The organism is Pseudacidobacterium ailaaui, from assembly GCF_000688455.1.
Lineage (GTDB): Bacteria > Acidobacteriota > Terriglobia > Terriglobales > Acidobacteriaceae > Pseudacidobacterium > Pseudacidobacterium ailaaui.
Window position 1 is genome coordinate 294,927 of sequence record NZ_JIAL01000001.1, and the last position, 14,429, is coordinate 309,355.

At 54.7% G+C, this 14,429-nt stretch carries 13 protein-coding genes; 4 read left to right on the forward strand and 9 right to left on the reverse strand.

All coding sequences use genetic code 11. The features are described 5' to 3' along the window. Nucleotides 1–539: 539 nt before the first annotated feature. The 3 genes from N655_RS0101250 to ric are packed head-to-tail and all read right to left on the reverse strand — an operon-like array spanning nucleotide 540 to nucleotide 4,830. On the reverse strand, nucleotides 540–2,825 hold the full coding sequence (locus tag N655_RS0101250; RefSeq protein WP_026441534.1) for a nitric-oxide reductase large subunit: 2,286 nt from the start codon (nucleotides 2,823–2,825) through the stop codon (nucleotides 540–542). Beyond that, a complete protein-coding gene (locus tag N655_RS16665; RefSeq protein WP_044933772.1) occupies nucleotides 2,825–4,126 on the reverse strand; it encodes an NnrS family protein in 1,302 nt (433 codons plus the stop codon). The genes N655_RS0101250 and N655_RS16665 overlap by 1 nt, the downstream gene beginning before the upstream one ends. Continuing rightward, entirely contained in the window at nucleotides 4,123–4,830 is a 708-nt protein-coding gene (ric, locus tag N655_RS0101260) for an iron-sulfur cluster repair di-iron protein (RefSeq protein ID WP_049961181.1), read from the reverse strand. The genes N655_RS16665 and ric overlap by 4 nt, the downstream gene beginning before the upstream one ends. A gap of 119 nt (nucleotides 4,831–4,949) precedes the next feature. Between ric and N655_RS0101265 the strand changes: the two genes are divergently transcribed. Further along, nucleotides 4,950–5,648 (forward strand): Crp/Fnr family transcriptional regulator, encoded by a 699-nt coding sequence (locus tag N655_RS0101265; protein WP_026441536.1) that lies wholly within the window; start codon nucleotides 4,950–4,952, stop codon nucleotides 5,646–5,648. A gap of 52 nt (nucleotides 5,649–5,700) precedes the next feature. Next, nucleotides 5,701–6,674, forward strand: a protein-coding gene (locus tag N655_RS16670; protein WP_238324427.1) for an IS5 family transposase whose coding sequence is annotated in 2 segments (ribosomal slippage) — nucleotides 5,701–6,112 and nucleotides 6,112–6,674 — 975 coding nt in all. Because the reading frame shifts where the segments join, the coding sequence is not laid out codon by codon here. A 335-nt stretch (nucleotides 6,675–7,009) separates the two neighbouring features. Here the strand turns inward: N655_RS16670 and N655_RS0101275 are convergent. After that, nucleotides 7,010–7,480, reverse strand: a complete 471-nt coding sequence (locus tag N655_RS0101275) for a hypothetical protein (RefSeq protein WP_026441537.1) — start codon at nucleotides 7,478–7,480, stop codon at nucleotides 7,010–7,012. Between the two features lie 60 nt (nucleotides 7,481–7,540). Here N655_RS0101275 and N655_RS0101280 point away from each other — a divergent pair, with 60 nt between their 5' ends. Beyond that, nucleotides 7,541–8,374, forward strand: a complete 834-nt coding sequence (locus N655_RS0101280; protein ID WP_026441538.1) for a hypothetical protein — start codon at nucleotides 7,541–7,543, stop codon at nucleotides 8,372–8,374. On the opposite strand, the gene N655_RS0101285 is transcribed toward N655_RS0101280, so the two are convergent. Next, nucleotides 8,375–8,731 carry a hypothetical protein gene (locus N655_RS0101285; protein WP_026441539.1) on the reverse strand — a complete coding sequence of 119 codons (357 nt, stop codon included), beginning with the start codon at nucleotides 8,729–8,731 and terminating at the stop codon, nucleotides 8,375–8,377. A 1,310-nt stretch (nucleotides 8,732–10,041) separates the two neighbouring features. Further along, the gene (locus tag N655_RS16675; protein WP_162173464.1) at nucleotides 10,042–11,232 is read right to left on the reverse strand and encodes an ATP-binding protein; all 1,191 of its coding nucleotides are present in this window, start codon (nucleotides 11,230–11,232) and stop codon (nucleotides 10,042–10,044) included. A 227-nt stretch (nucleotides 11,233–11,459) separates the two neighbouring features. On the opposite strand from N655_RS16675, the gene N655_RS0101300 reads away from it, so the two are divergent. After that, nucleotides 11,460–12,266, forward strand: coding sequence for a sigma-70 family RNA polymerase sigma factor (locus tag N655_RS0101300; protein WP_026441541.1), 807 nt, complete (start codon nucleotides 11,460–11,462; stop codon nucleotides 12,264–12,266). Nucleotides 12,267–12,290: 24 nt separating this feature from the next. Here N655_RS0101300 and N655_RS16680 read toward each other — a convergent pair whose 3' ends face one another. From N655_RS16680 to N655_RS20425, 3 genes are all read right to left on the reverse strand, one after another. Next, nucleotides 12,291–12,575 (reverse strand): hypothetical protein, encoded by a 285-nt coding sequence (locus N655_RS16680; protein WP_044933774.1) that lies wholly within the window; start codon nucleotides 12,573–12,575, stop codon nucleotides 12,291–12,293. A gap of 4 nt (nucleotides 12,576–12,579) precedes the next feature. Then, nucleotides 12,580–13,677, reverse strand: a complete 1,098-nt coding sequence (locus N655_RS16685; RefSeq protein ID WP_155987454.1) for a hypothetical protein — start codon at nucleotides 13,675–13,677, stop codon at nucleotides 12,580–12,582. Between the two features lie 437 nt (nucleotides 13,678–14,114). Further along, a complete protein-coding gene (locus tag N655_RS20425) occupies nucleotides 14,115–14,408 on the reverse strand; it encodes a hypothetical protein (RefSeq protein WP_155987455.1) in 294 nt (97 codons plus the stop codon). Between the last annotated feature and the right edge of the window lie 21 nt (nucleotides 14,409–14,429).

The window sequence follows — 14,429 nt, forward strand, 5'->3', positions numbered from 1 at the left end:
CTTCGCCACTGACATCACTCGGAATAGTCGTTTCCACTCACCATGACTAAATCTTGCATGCAATCCGAACAAAGTTAATATAGGCTCCAGCAATTCACACCTGTTCATGACGGCGTGACATAAACGTGACGTACAGGCTCAAATCTCTCCATATTTTTCAAGTATTTCCAGCGCTTCCAACATCGCATCCGTGCGGGCGTTCGTTATTGCAAGCTACTGTTTCAGAATGAGTTAGCTGGCAACTTCCTGTTTACTGTCTCTTGACTCTTAATCGACAGGTTGTAGGTTCGATTCCTACCGCGTCCACCATCTAGCTATTCTGTCGAGCAGTTGCAACGTATATACCATCGAGTCCCAGAAGACTGAGAACGTCAGCGGACAGCGAGCGCTGTAAGAGTTACTGGACGTGATCGCTGTACCGCCGCTTCCACGACAGCGTGATAACTATGACGGTGGTTATTCATGCGCAGCACAAATGTTATCCTCCCTGAGCAAGGCGAAGGACCTGCCTTTTCTTCGTATTGGCATCAGCTTTAGCCCTAATCTCCATGCGTCCTCCCGACAAGCTCCCAGCTCCCCTCTTCGACATGCAGGTTCTCATCATACGAATGGCCAGTCAGCAGTCCCAGTAGGAACCAGCAGAAGGCAAACATGCCGATGGCGAAGATGGTGTCGCCGGGAACACGCAGCCATCGCAGGTCATTCATCGCACCTGTTTGCAGAAACTCGGAAGAGCGTGCATACCAGGTGCCATACTTCACTGATGCCCACGCCTGCAGCAGGCCCACGGGCAAAAGGCTCAACAGGACCATCAGAGAAAGGCCAATATTGATGCTCCAGAAGGCGAATGCCAGTGGTTTGTCTTTCCATGCCTTTCCTGGCTGCAATGCACGCAGGCAGAAGAGCATCAGACCGAGGCCGAGCATTCCATAAACTCCAAACAAGGCAGTGTGTCCGTGAACGGCCGTTGTGTTCAACCCCTGCATGTAATACAGCGCAATCGGAGGATTGATAAAAAAGCCGAACAATCCTGCACCAACGAAGTTCCAGAAGGCCACGGCGACAAAAAACAGGATGGGCCACTTGTAAGCAGCAACCCACACCGCCCGATTGCTTTGCCGGCTCAACCGGATGTTCTCCCAAGCCTCAAAGCCGATCAGCACCAGCGGCACGACTTCCAGCGCGCTGAAGACCGACCCCAGAGCGATCACCGCTGGACCTGTACCGCTGAAATAGAGGTGATGAAAGGTGCCGATAATTCCACCCGAAAGAAAGACGACGGTTGAGAACAACACTGCCTTCGTTGCTGTCTCTGTGCGCAGCAGTTTGAGCCGCGTGAAGAGAAAAGCAATCACAACTGTTGCAAAGACCTCAAAAAATCCTTCCACCCAAAGATGAACGACCCACCAGCGCCAGTATTCTGCCGTGACCAAATTGCTGCGCTGTCCGTACATCAACCCTGAAGCATAGAATAGCGGAATAGCGATACTACTGATGAGAAAAAGCACAAGCAGTGGACGGCTCTCCGATGGTTTTGCCAAGGCCGGACGCAGTGCGCGCCACATCAGCCAAAGCCAGAAGGTCAATCCGACAAAAAGCAGTATTTGCCAGAAGCGGCCCAGGTCAACATATTCGTACCCCTGGCTGCCGAACCAGAACCAGAGGTTACCGAGCTTTTGCTCGATGCCGAACCACTCTCCAGCAAGCGAACCAACTACGACCAGCACCAGTGCAACAAAGAGCACGTTTACCCCAAAGCGCTGGCCTTTCGGCTCATGGCCGCTGACAGCCGGAGCGACATAAAGGCCAGTCGCCAGCCATGATGTGGCAATCCAGAAGATGGCAAGTTGCAAATGCCACGTGCGGGTGATGGAATACGGCAGCCACTTGGCCAGCGGAATACCGTAGAAACCGGAGCCTTCTACTCCGTAATGGGCCGTGATGATGCCCACCGCAATTTGAACGAGGACCAAGGCAGCAGCAATATAGAAATACTTAATTGTAGCTTTTTGTGATGGAGTGGGATTTAACCCAAGCAGCGGATCACGCTGAGGAGGCGGCACATGATTTGTCTCCGGCTCTCTGGAGGCGAAGTGCCAGACCATGCCGCCTACTCCAGCCAGCAGCAACACAAAACTGATCACGCTCCAGACAATGGCCCCAGGAGTCGGTTGGTTTCCAACCAATGGCTCATGCGGCCAGTTGTTTGTGTAGGTTACTTCTTCACCAGGGCGTTCGGTTGTGGCGGCCCACGCCGTCCACCAGAAGAATGCGGCCATCTGGCGCTGCTTGACCGTATCAGTCAGCGCGCCCGCAGGAATTGCGTAATTGCTCCGGCCATGGGCGAAGATGTCAGCATAATACCGTTCGAGTTCTTCGAAGGCCGCAGCGCGGACCTGACTGATGGTCAGAGTCTGCGTGGCAGGATCGAAGGTATTGCGGCGTATTTCACCGCGCAGGCGTGCCTGAAGTGCGCCCTTTCCTTCATCGGAGAGCGCCTCATATGAAATACCACCTTCCTCGCGTGCCCACTCATTCAGCGTAAAGAGAGACTCGCGATGCAGCCAGTCGGCAGTCCAGTCCGGGGCAACGTAAGCGCCATGCCCCCACACGGTCCCTATCTCCTGGCCCCCAATGGACTGCCATACCCCTTGACCGTTGACGATATCGCTGCCAGTAAACAGTATCTTGCCATCGGGCGTCGTCACGCGTGCCGGAATAGGCGGAGCGTGGCTGATGATGTGTCGGCCAATTCCGCCGAGCACTGCAAATGAAATTCCTAAGACCATGATCAATGCAATCCAGAGCCGTTTGTATGAGTTCATTAACGCCCTCGTGACGTGAGATTTGGTTTGAGATGTACAAGCAGATGAGCAGGGGGACGGAGCAAGGTTACAGAGATGTTAAGCGCAAACAGCGTGACGGCGAGCAGTTCGAGCACAGCGGAAGCAGGAAGGACCTTCCATGCCGGTGCCCATAGATTTTCGTAGGCCAAGGGTTCAAATGAAACTCGAAGCGCGCATCCGGCGAAAAGAAGCAGCAGCGACCAGAACATGAGCTTCTTGCTCCAGAGGACCCGCATGCCGCAGAAGGCGGGCAAGATGCGTTGCCCAACCGTAAACACCATTCCTGCCACAAATCCGACTGTCAGAGCATGGCGGCTCGCGCCCCAGAATCCTCCAGACTGATCAAAACGGACTGCCAGCAAAGTAAGAGCACACGAAACCAGAAGCCAGATATAGGCAAGCCTTGCAAACCAGGCAAAGCTGGGATGGACATTCAGCAGCTTGGGCGGGTTGACCGCCGGTTCCCACACATGCAGCGCAAGAATGGAAAGTATAGCAGCAGCAAGAAAGAGGACGGACGCTATCGGCAACAAAGAAAGAAATGTTGCAGCGACGCCGGCAAGACCCAGGAAATACGCAGAGAGAAGGCCCCAATCGTCAGGCTGCTTGAGTCCGGCAAAAATGGGCAGCCAACGCGCGTTGAATCCCCAGATGGTGGGTACCAGCACGCCCCAGACCGCCAGGACAATGAACTGCTGATCAGGAACGTGCGACAGGGCAGGCGACCCTCCCCGAAGTGCCTGCCCCACAAGCAACCAGCAGTTCACCGTCAACGCCAGCAAAAAGACGATGGTGGAATAACCTACCAGACGCATCCATGCTTCCGGCTTGTTGCCGGAGTTCGTCCGGTGCCGGCGCACCGAACGGTAAAACAGAACGAACGCCGCCAATTCAAGGACGCCAGACAATGGCAGCAGAATGCGCCAATATGCATGTATGATCCCCGTCGTCCATCGCAAAGATACGCCAAGCGTCCAGAGCACCCAGGCTGCCCAGGCGGCGAGAGAAGGAAAGGCGCGGCTGCTCTGCATCTTGGTGAGTGAATAGAAGCCGATGCCAAGTATGAAAGAGCCGATCCAGCCAAAAATCTGCGCCTGCCCATGCGCCTGTAACCATGCTTGCGGCAGTGCCGATGGCAGATGCGCTTGCGAGATGTTCAGCAGGTTCCAGACCCCGAGAAATGTGCCCGGAAGCAGCATAAAAAACATGCCGCTCACGATATAAGCGGTCACCAGCCGCTGACTCTGCCGCTCAGATTGAATACGAGCCGCGTCGCTCACCCCTGCTTCTCCGTCAACTTGAGCGCACGTGGAAAGAGAATGTTGTTTTCAAGATGAACGTGTAGATGCATATCCTTTTCCAGGTCTTCGAACGCCTTCCAAAGGGCGCGAAACGTGGTACAGGCATCTGCGGGCGGTTGGTAGTTATTTGTCTTCTCGCGTATCTGGCTTAGTTTTTCGCCTGTCTGGTCATGCTCCGTGAGCATGCGACGGACAGGGTATTCAACACTTTGGAACACGGGAAGTTGGGCCGATCCCGGCTCCTTTTCTGTCTGCGTGATGTAGGGGAACAGCACATCTTCTTCACAATGGAAGTGGTGCCCTATCTCCGCTGCGACTGTTGCAAAGATCTGGCCGATGAGAAAGAGTTCAGGATGACCCGCGCCGTGCCGCTGTTGCACCTTTGTGAGAAGATTGCCGATCAGCTCAATCTGCTGTCGTGCGTAGGCGTGATGCCGGTCAATAATATGAGTGCAGAGTTCTCCCAAGGACATCTGCGCCCAGGACAGTGCTTGTGGCCTTGTATTTTGCTTTTCCAATTCCGTTACAACAGCCGCCACGGGAATATTCCGTTTCGAGCACGCCTGGGCGAGCGTGTGCCCTCCGTTACAGCAATAATCAATTCCCAGGCTTTCCAGCAGGGGGATCGCCTCTGGACGTTCTATGGCAATTTCGCGAACGGGTGTTTCAGCAGTGAAGCTCATGGTTACCTCTGGGCTTCATCTTCGCAGTGGACAGGAGCAGCAGGCAGTGACTTAGATCACATTTCTATCCGATCATATAGATGATCAGTTGTAGTCTGCGAGGTGAGGCCAGAAAAGATATGTCAGCTCAGGAAAAAATAAATGCCCTAAAAAGGACAGAACTTTTCGGCCAGGTATCAGCAAGCGCGCTCAAGCAACTTGCCGAGACAACCATTGAACGGCGGCTCAGCCGGGAGGAAATTCTCTTCAGCGCTGGCGATCCGGCCCGTGGGCTGTTTGTGATTGTGTCCGGAGCTTTGCGGGCCTTCCGGCAAAACTCGGACGGCCGGGAGCAGACGATCCACGTAGAGCGCGCTGGTGCAACTTTGGCCGAGGTTCCAGTATTTGATCAGGGTACATATCCTTCCACGGTTGTAGCGGAAGAAGATTCGGTAGTGTTGTTTCTGCCCAAGGAGCAGGTGCGGGAGTTTCTGATGGAGAACCCGGATGCAGCCCTTTCTGCCTTAGGCGTCCTGGCAAAGCGCTTGCGCCATGTGGCGACCCTGGCGGAACAGCTTTCCTTAAGAGACGTTGCCCAGAGGCTTGCAGCCATGTTTGCCGAAGAGGCAGCCCGTCAAGCAGGCGAATTGAAGGATGGCATTTCGTTCTCTCTGCCGCTTTCTCACCAGAGGATCGCCGCACAGTTAGGCTCGGTGCGTGAAGTTGTCACCCGAAACCTGCATAAGCTTGTGGATGAAAAGGTCATTGCCATTCGGGGCCACCGGATTGTCATTCTCAATGCCGCGAAACTCCTGGCGCGGGCCAAGACAGATCGTTAGGGAAGCTTTGCACAAGTCAGCAGGCCGCGTAGGGATTGCATAAAGTAGAGAGATGAAGGGTAAGGCGCATTTTCAGCAGACTTTGGCGAGCCAGCCGGGTTTTGAGCGGTACTCACGGAAGAGCCGTCGGGAAGAGTTTCTAAGCCTAATGGAGACAGTGGTTCCGTGGCGGGAATTGGAGGCGGTGATTGGGCCGTACGATCCGAAGGCGGGCAGCGGGCGTCAGCCGGTGGGCCTGTCAATCATGCTGCGGGTGTATTTTCTGCCGCAGTGGTCCAATCTGTCCGACCCCGGCGCGGAAGATGCTCTTTATGAGTCGCCGGCATTGCGGCGCTTTGCGGGCGTGGACCTGGGCCGCGCGCCGGCGCCGGACGAGACGACGATCCTTCGCTTTCGGCGCCTGCTGGAGACGCACGAGTTATGCGGCCAGATCCTCGACACGGTCAATGACTATCTGGCGAGCCGGGGCTGCGTATCTCGACGGGCACGATTGTGGATGCGACGATCATCGCCGCGCCCAGCTCAACGAAGAACAGCCGTCAGGAGCGCGATCCGGAGATGCACCAGACGCGCAAGGGCAACGAGTGGCATTTTGGCATGAAGGCGCACATCGGCGTGGACTCGAAGGAAATGATCGTGCACTCGGTCTGCACTTCGGCGGCGTCAGTGGCCGACAAGCACATGCTGCCCGACCTGCTGCATGGTGAGGAGCGGAAAGTGTGGGGCGACGGCGGGTATCAGGGACAGAGCAGTGCGATTCGCGAGGCGGCTCCGCATGCGCAGGACATGACCTCGCGGCGAACCCGATACAGGGGCGGCGGGGATGAAAAGCAGAGAAGAAAGGACCGCACCAAGGCCCGGGTGCGGGCGAAGGTGGAGTGGCCCTTCCGCATCCTGAAGCGGGTGTTTGGATTTACCAAAACGCGCTATCGCGGCCTGAAGAAAAACCACGAGTGGCTGCTGGCCGCCTTCGCGCTGGTGAATCTCTACCAGCACCGCAAACGGCTGGCCCCGCTCGGGGCGTAGTGTGTCCGGGGGGGGCCGAAAGAAGGCCTTCCGAGAGAAAAATCAGCACACAATCACGCAAAAATCCGCTCAGAAACCTGCCAGAAAAACACCGCTGCGGCCAATCTCCACGGATCAGTGACCTGTGCAGAGCTTCCCTAAGAGCGAGAGAATGATCTTGTCGATCTCATCTACACGAGCGTCGGTGCAAGTATTCCTCTCGGCCAGGAGAGCACGCACTTGATATGAGCTGGGACATCATCTCGCTCCCGACAACCACCCGGGAGAGGGACGCGATAATCGAGAATAGTCGTGATGGGATATGGGTCCACTGCTAATCTCCTTGTGCGCCAAATTTATATAGCAGGTAGGCACGCATTGCAGGAAGGATTCAAGGAACGGCCTTCGATCTCTTCTAGAAAGTCCTGAAATGAGATCCAGTGTGCCGTCCTGCGTGTAATTGCACCTATCAATTGAGGGGCATGAGGATCGAATCCACTGAAATAGTGGATCCGGACTTCAGGCCCGCGTTCTTGTGCGATGATGGCCTCTACATTGTTTTTGCTCTGCTCTCCTTCACCGTCCCAGAGTTTTCCCGAGCATTCGACACACACATGCTCAATAGAGCAGGTGCGCGTAAGTATGTCCGTAGAATTACGAGGCGCATCGGACCATACTCCAATGGTGGGATGGTATCCGGCTTTGATGAGCCAACGGGCCAAAGCGAGGGCGAACATTCCGCAGTTCCCGGATACTGTGTTGGAGCTTCCCCCGACCCTCCAAATCGCCTCGTTCACCAATGCAGCAACAGATGCGTTGTTTCCCATGGCCTTATGATTCCCTTGATATGCTGGAGAGGCCGAAATGAGTGAAATGGAGACAAACTGGTGTCGAAAGCGAAACCAGATGCCACGAGAGTATTCATTAAGCTTCCTTCAGAGGTCTACGAGAAGCTCGCGGTGCATGAAATGCAATTGCGCAAGGCTTCTGCACTTTTCCGCAGCATCGTCCAGGAAACTGTGGCGGATCCATCACGCAGAGAGGAGTTGCGGCGTTATTACCGCCAGCACTCAGAATTCTTTGACAGATCGGTTCCCAATGCTCGGTCCATCCAGCCATATCTGTCCACGGAATTGTTGCAAGAACTCCTGGCCCTGGCGTGTGATGTCGTGAGACGACCGAATTTGTGTCTGGTGTCGCGGATTCTGTTCTACAGGTATGCCGTTCAGACCGGCTGGGCACCGCCGCCTCCAGCAAATAAGCAAAAGGCTCGTTTGTGCCATTTGCCGGTCCCTGCCGTTCAAATAACTCCCGTAGGACCTTTGTTAGACCGCCGGTCAAGCCGCAGGATATCTGCATTTTCCATCGACAGGATATTCATGGGCAGTTCCCAGACCCGCAGTGACTTAGTGGGCCTTGGCCTACTTCTGCATCTTGGCCAATCTGCCACGATTCGGTATCTGATCGAAAAGTGCGCTGAGGGTAGCACCTATCTCGATGTCAGGAGATTTTTCTATAGGGAATATGCAAAGCTGGACTCCGTGGCCAGACTGGACCAACGACTCCGATACCGGACGACCAAGGCAATGAACGCGCTGTTGGATAAGCTCTCCCAACAGGTGCTCGGTAAAAACAACCATAGCCGCGCTTTGAGGACCATCATAGCGTGGGCGGCCCATGAGTATGGGCTGCGCGGCAACCGCAAGCGTAAAAGCAAATAGTTAGACCACTTGTTCGAGGACCTGCCTGGGCCGGCCCTTAGTTTTTGTTGCCGGTTTCTTGGCAGAGGCATTGGCGTTACGGGAGAGGATCTCCTGGATCGTCTTTGCCTTTTCTTCAAGGAAGCGGATCTTGTTTCGCGCAAAATCCCGGGCGTCCTCTTCCGTGGCAAACGTCTGGAGGTCTGCGTTGCCACAGGCAACAGCATCGTAGAACTCTTCTTCGGACGGAAAAGAGGCCCGGCTCCTCGCCACGCTGCTTTCGCCCATCAGGGCAGCAATTGTGCTGCCTTGAGCGAGGACAGAGGTGCCTGGGAATCGGTGGATTTCAGACAGTGGTACAATTACAACCTTTTTCATCAGGCACCTTCGTTATTACGAAGATACCCCGAAATCGGCTAAATGCAACAAAAATTTGGATAAAACGTGCTTGCAACATGTCGGATGTCCGCTATGCGAGCACAACCTGATATTCGAGCGGATCATCCGGAGCAGGATTCCAGCCTCGTCCATCGCATCTGTCGCATTCGAGCTGTCCGCGATGGACATCAGCCAAGAAACCGGTGCCACGGCAATGAGTACAGGGTGTAGACCGTGGCCATACCCCAAAGCACGCCAAGTCGAGCCTGGCTTGATCTCGGCCAATCGGTAAATACCGCGTTACCGTCTTTCTTGGTTTTTGCGACACAGGCGCCACCTTCGGTTTGGGATCTGGCGCCGGTGTCTCAGGTGGGGGTGCCGACGAGAGTGGGATGGGATCCGGCTTTACCTCTTGGGTAACGGGAAGCTGCATATCAGCCGGTTGGACAGAATGCTGTTTCGGTTTGGGATCTGGCGCCGGTGTCTCAGGTGGGGCCATGCTAGGAATCGGGAGAGATTTTGGCATATTGAGGGGCTTTGGCCGCTGCGGCCTGGGTTGCCGGCTGGATTGCGGTGCAACAGTAGTTGGCTGGTCCACTTCCCTACTCAGGGTGTCCGATGGGTGGACTGGAAGTGTATCCTCACTAACGGTAGCTACTGCTTCCCGTTCGGGGCCTGCCGAAAAACCGGGTGATGGAGATTCTCCCCGGTCTAAAGGCCGGAAATTCTTACGGCCCTCAGGTATGGCATCGGGCTGCCCATGATCAGGGCTTACCGCAGCTGGCAGGGTCTTGGATATCGGGAAAGGCTTGCGGAACACCTTACCCAGCATGTGTTCGACCGGGCGGAAAACCAAGGCTGGTGACGCAGGTACCTCTTGTGGTGACTCTTGTTCCGGCTGCTGATGAACGGGAACGGGAGCTGTGCCTTCATTCAAGCATTCCCAATCAATTGTGTCCCATCCGATGGCGAACCGTGTGTTTCGGTCGGCGAAAAGCACAGGATCATCGGTAACCAGATATCCTACGACGTCGGCACCAGACTGGCGTCCGGCCTGAATGTATTCGAACACGCCTTTGTAATTGCAAAGCGTCCAGATAAATTCCGGATCAATCCGGCCCAGGAACTGGCGGTCTTCGTGGGAGTGTCCAAACACCGTGCCACCACATCGCGTATTGGAGCCATTGGGCTTTCGGATGGGACGGTATCGCCTTGCCCAGTCCGCAGCATTTTCAAACAAATCACGCATTTCTCATCCCGCATTTGAGGATACGAAGAAAATGCTTCCTCTGAGGAGATAGAGTGGCGTACTATCCGAGCTCGGTTAGTGGCAGTGCTCGGAATCCATCGGACAAAGGGAAGCTATTGGGAGTTCGGGAAATGACTGCCCCGGCCGTTACCCGCGATTTGCCGAACACATTTCGTGCGAACTCAAGATTAACGGCATCAGCCATATCCGGTACCTCAGTCCACTTCGCCTCATAGAGTTCCACGCGGCCTCCCGCCTCTACCACAAAGTCCACTTCCCGGGTTCGATCGCGCCAGAAGAACAAACTGCCGACACGACCCGCGCGGCGCTCGCGATCCCGAAGTTGCGTAAAAACGAAGGTTTCCCAGATTGCGCCGATTACGGGAGACTGCCGCAGCGCATCCTCGGAGCGAATATTGAGTAAGGCACACAGGAGGCCGGTATCGGCAAAGTAAAGCTTTGGGCTTTTGACGATCGACTTGGTGCGATTAGAAAACCACGGTTCAAGCAGGACGATTTGGCCGGAAGCCTCCAGCATGGACAACCAATGGCTGGCTGTCGAAGGTGCGATGCCAACATCGCGGGCCAAGTCGGCCTTATTGAGCAGGTTCGCAGAGCGAAGCGCACAGGCGCGTACAAATCGCTCGAAGTCACGCAGACTCCCAACATTTGTGAGCAGGCGCACATCCCGTTCGAGGTAGGTAGCGAGATAGGAATTGTAAAACGCAATCAGATCGATATCCGGGTTCGCATAAAGTTCCGGAAAGCCGCCGCGCACGATAGCGGTCTCGATGCCGGTGTCGGGAAGGGCCGCTCGAATCTCGGAGAGCGAGAGCGTTTCGAGTTCCACGATGTCGGCCCGGCCTGCCAACGACTCGGAGACATTCTTCATCAAGGCGAATTTCTGTGAGCCGGTCAGCAGGAATTGCCCATTGCGGCTACGTTGGCCATCGACCTCAGCTTTAAGATGCCGGAAGAGACCAGGCGCATATTGCACCTCATCGATGATGACAGGCGGCTGATGGCGTTGCAGAAACGCGCGCGGCTCCCTTTCCGCTTGTTCGGCTTCAGTAGGAAGATCGAGAGACACGAAGGAATGCTTCGGAAACAGGCGCAGAAGGGTAGAGGTTTTGCCGGTCTGTCTGGCCCCGGTGAGCAGCAGGACGGGCCGCGTCCTTGCGGAGCGTTTCAGACGCGGTTCGACCGTACGCGGAATCCACATAAGTAAGATAAATATACGATAGAATCGCATATTTTGCACCAGACACATCGTCAAAGATCCCGCACCATCGAGAGGTCGGCCGGAACAGTTTTCGCTCCGGAGACCTGCCGCAAAATAGGACAATAACACTGTTTGTGCTATACACGGCCGTTATATATCCGTTTGATATGAGCAAGGAAAGCAGGAATAAAGACTATCTACTTGACAGTTACAGAATATCCAGTATAATATTATAAAACCCATAATCCGGAACAAATATGGAACCAAGTCACGATCATGCAGTGACGGATGCGCTGGTGATTTCTTTGTTGCCAACGGTAAAGGGCCTGGCCACCCAGATTCACAGGCATTGTCCACAGCACGACTATCAGGATTTGGTGTCTGCCGGTATATGCGGACTTATGGAAGCAGTCCGGCGGTACAATCCAGGACAGGAGCACTCGCTAGAGCGCTTTGCTTTCGCGCGAATTAAAGGGGCCATGATTGACAGCATTCGCGCCGAAGACCCTGCCAGCCGCGGTTCGCGGCAACAGGCGCGCGAGATTGAGGAGGCCATCCGGAGACTGAGCATCATCTTCGGCCGCGGCCCTACAGAAATCGAGGTCGCTTCCTACCTCAATCTCCCTCTGGGTCGGTATCAAGCACAGCTTGCGCAATTGTGGCAATTGCGCAACATCCACCTCGATCCAGCTCAGGATGTTTCCTTCCTTCCAATAGCGCAGCGATCGCCATACCCGAACGGAATGAATCCGCATGAGTGCTACGAGCGGAAGGAGGTAACACAGATTTTGGTGCGCTATATCTCAGGGCTTCCCGCTCGGGAACAAACTGTGATCAAGCTCTACTACTATGAAGAGCTGACGCTGAAAGAGATAGGGATACGCTTGGGAATCACCGAAAGCTACGCTTCGAAAATTCATGCGCGCGCCCTTTTACTTCTGAAAGCCGCTGCCCAGCAAAACCTTAAGGCTGACGCCATGGGACATCCGGGGAAAAGACCGAAACGTGACGGTAAAAAGTCAGTGTTTCGTAGCAAATGTAGTGAGTTTCGCGCTGCGAGTTAGACCGGTAACACTTAAGGATTGAGTTTAGGAGACGCGCTTTTCCAGCGAATCGATGCGGCCCTTGATCTCGCCGGTCAAGCCGTGAAAGTATCGGAGCTCCGCATCCACAGCGTCGAAGCGGGCATTGATCTCATCCCTGAACTTGTCAAAGCGGGTATTGATCTCATCCCGGAACTTGTCAAAGCGGGTATTGATCTCGGCTCGCAAGTCCTTGATCTCGGCGCGCACATCCTTAATATCGGCGCGGTTCAGTAGAATGCCGAGCAGGATGACGAGAATCGGAAGACCCACTGTGATGATATCGTGCATAGAGTTACTCACTAGTAGTATACCCCCTTGTTGAAATCAACCGTATTTTGTTTGAGTCGGTCACCGCATTCAGCGCAAGCAAGACAACGGCTGGCAGCGCAAGAGAAAAGTTACGGAACATATCGCCATACCCAAACACGATAAAGAGGGCCAATAGCGGAAGGAATGCGGCCAGGAAGTACCGGTGCCAGCGTTCCTCAGAAGCGTGCCATGCATCACGTCCGGCCAGGGCAATGGGCACAGCCAAGAGGGGATTTTCCAATCTGGGCAAGAACACACCTGGTGCGAGCAGATTGTTCCAATCTAGGTAGTATTTTGGGTTCAGCCAGAAAGCAATATTGTCCCAAAGATGAAATTCGACCATGCCGCCAGGGTTGTGCTCGAATCCACGCATGATGAGGTGCCGGGCCATGAGCGAGCAGGTTAACTGCGCGCCTAGCCACCACAGACGCTTAGAGCGCGGGACCTCATCTTTATGCAGGAAAAGCAACGCAATTGGTACCAGAAAAAAGGTCTCTTTGACAAGCGAGCCGAGCACGATGATGGCTGTGCAGCGGAACATCCAACCTTCGAGAAAGAAGTACACCGCACCGAAAACCTCGGCGAACTCCAGAAAATCGTAAAAGAAGACACTCCGCTGAAAAAGAAGAGGGAACAGAAAACTGTATACACAAAGGAAGGTTAGCGCACGCGCGAAGGACAGATTGCGCCACCGGGCGATGCGGTAGACAAAAAAGAGGCCGAGAGCGGTGCTCGCCAATATCAAAAAATACATCAGGGTATAGGCTGTCGCTACGGGGGGTGTCCAATCGATGTCGCGTACATCAGCAAAGTAGCAGCGATGTAGGTGCAGCTGTTCGAAAGAAGCAGCAAGCGATGGATGCCGACGGACGATATGCTGGGCAAGCGCATAATCGATTCGCGGCAATAAGGACCGGTAGGCAAATGGCCGTGCTGCCGATCCTTGCATGAGTTCCCGAAAGCTAGCGTGCTTGGAAGCATGGGCTGGCTGGTCGTTGAACCCATATTTCAGCAGCAGAGAGTTTGTGATGTTGGCTGTTGCGACAGAAAGAAACACGCCAAGCAGAGAAAAACGGCTCAAGACAAAGGCCGCGCGCTGGACTGCACGCGGCGTTGGAAATAGGGTCTTCATAAAACGATTCGTCTTTTCAGCAGCGGGCAGCGCTGCGCAAGGATTGTCCGTTTGCGCGCGTCGCTGCAATACGCTCCGAAACAGTATTATTGGCGGTCGACAGCCTCAATGATCTGATCGATCTCTTGCAACACTTCCGTGAGCCGATGGATACGCGCGGTGTGTTCTTCGACCGCGCGCGTGAATGCTGTACCTCCTTGAGGATAATAGTCTCGCGCATTCGGTCCGCGAGTCTGCAGACAGTGGATCGCATCGGCGATGGCACTGCGACTGGCATAAAAGTCTTCTAGTAGGACGTCTTTGGCTGTGCCGTTGCGCTGGACAGTCGGGGTAGATATCAAAGTGAGGTGATCTCCTTGTAATCGTTCGTATCCACTTTGGCGCGATTAATGATCCATATCTTGTGTGTCACGCCAACCGTTATGCGTTAGCACCAGCATCATGTGTGCTGTACCTCCTTCGGCATCATTCCCCGCCGCCTTCAAAACTTCTGGATCCCGGACCCAGTCCGGGAGTGGTTTGGACAGCTTCCAGGCGTACGAGACGTCGACCACTGTGTCCCCCAAGAGAGTCTTGGGCCCCTCGTAATTCAGAATTTTGTCTACTTTGCCTGTGCCATAGCAAAAGTAATAGTCCCCAGGACCCATGAGAAGATTGACGATATGGGAACTGTGCATCATCGTTGCTCTCCCAGCTGGTGT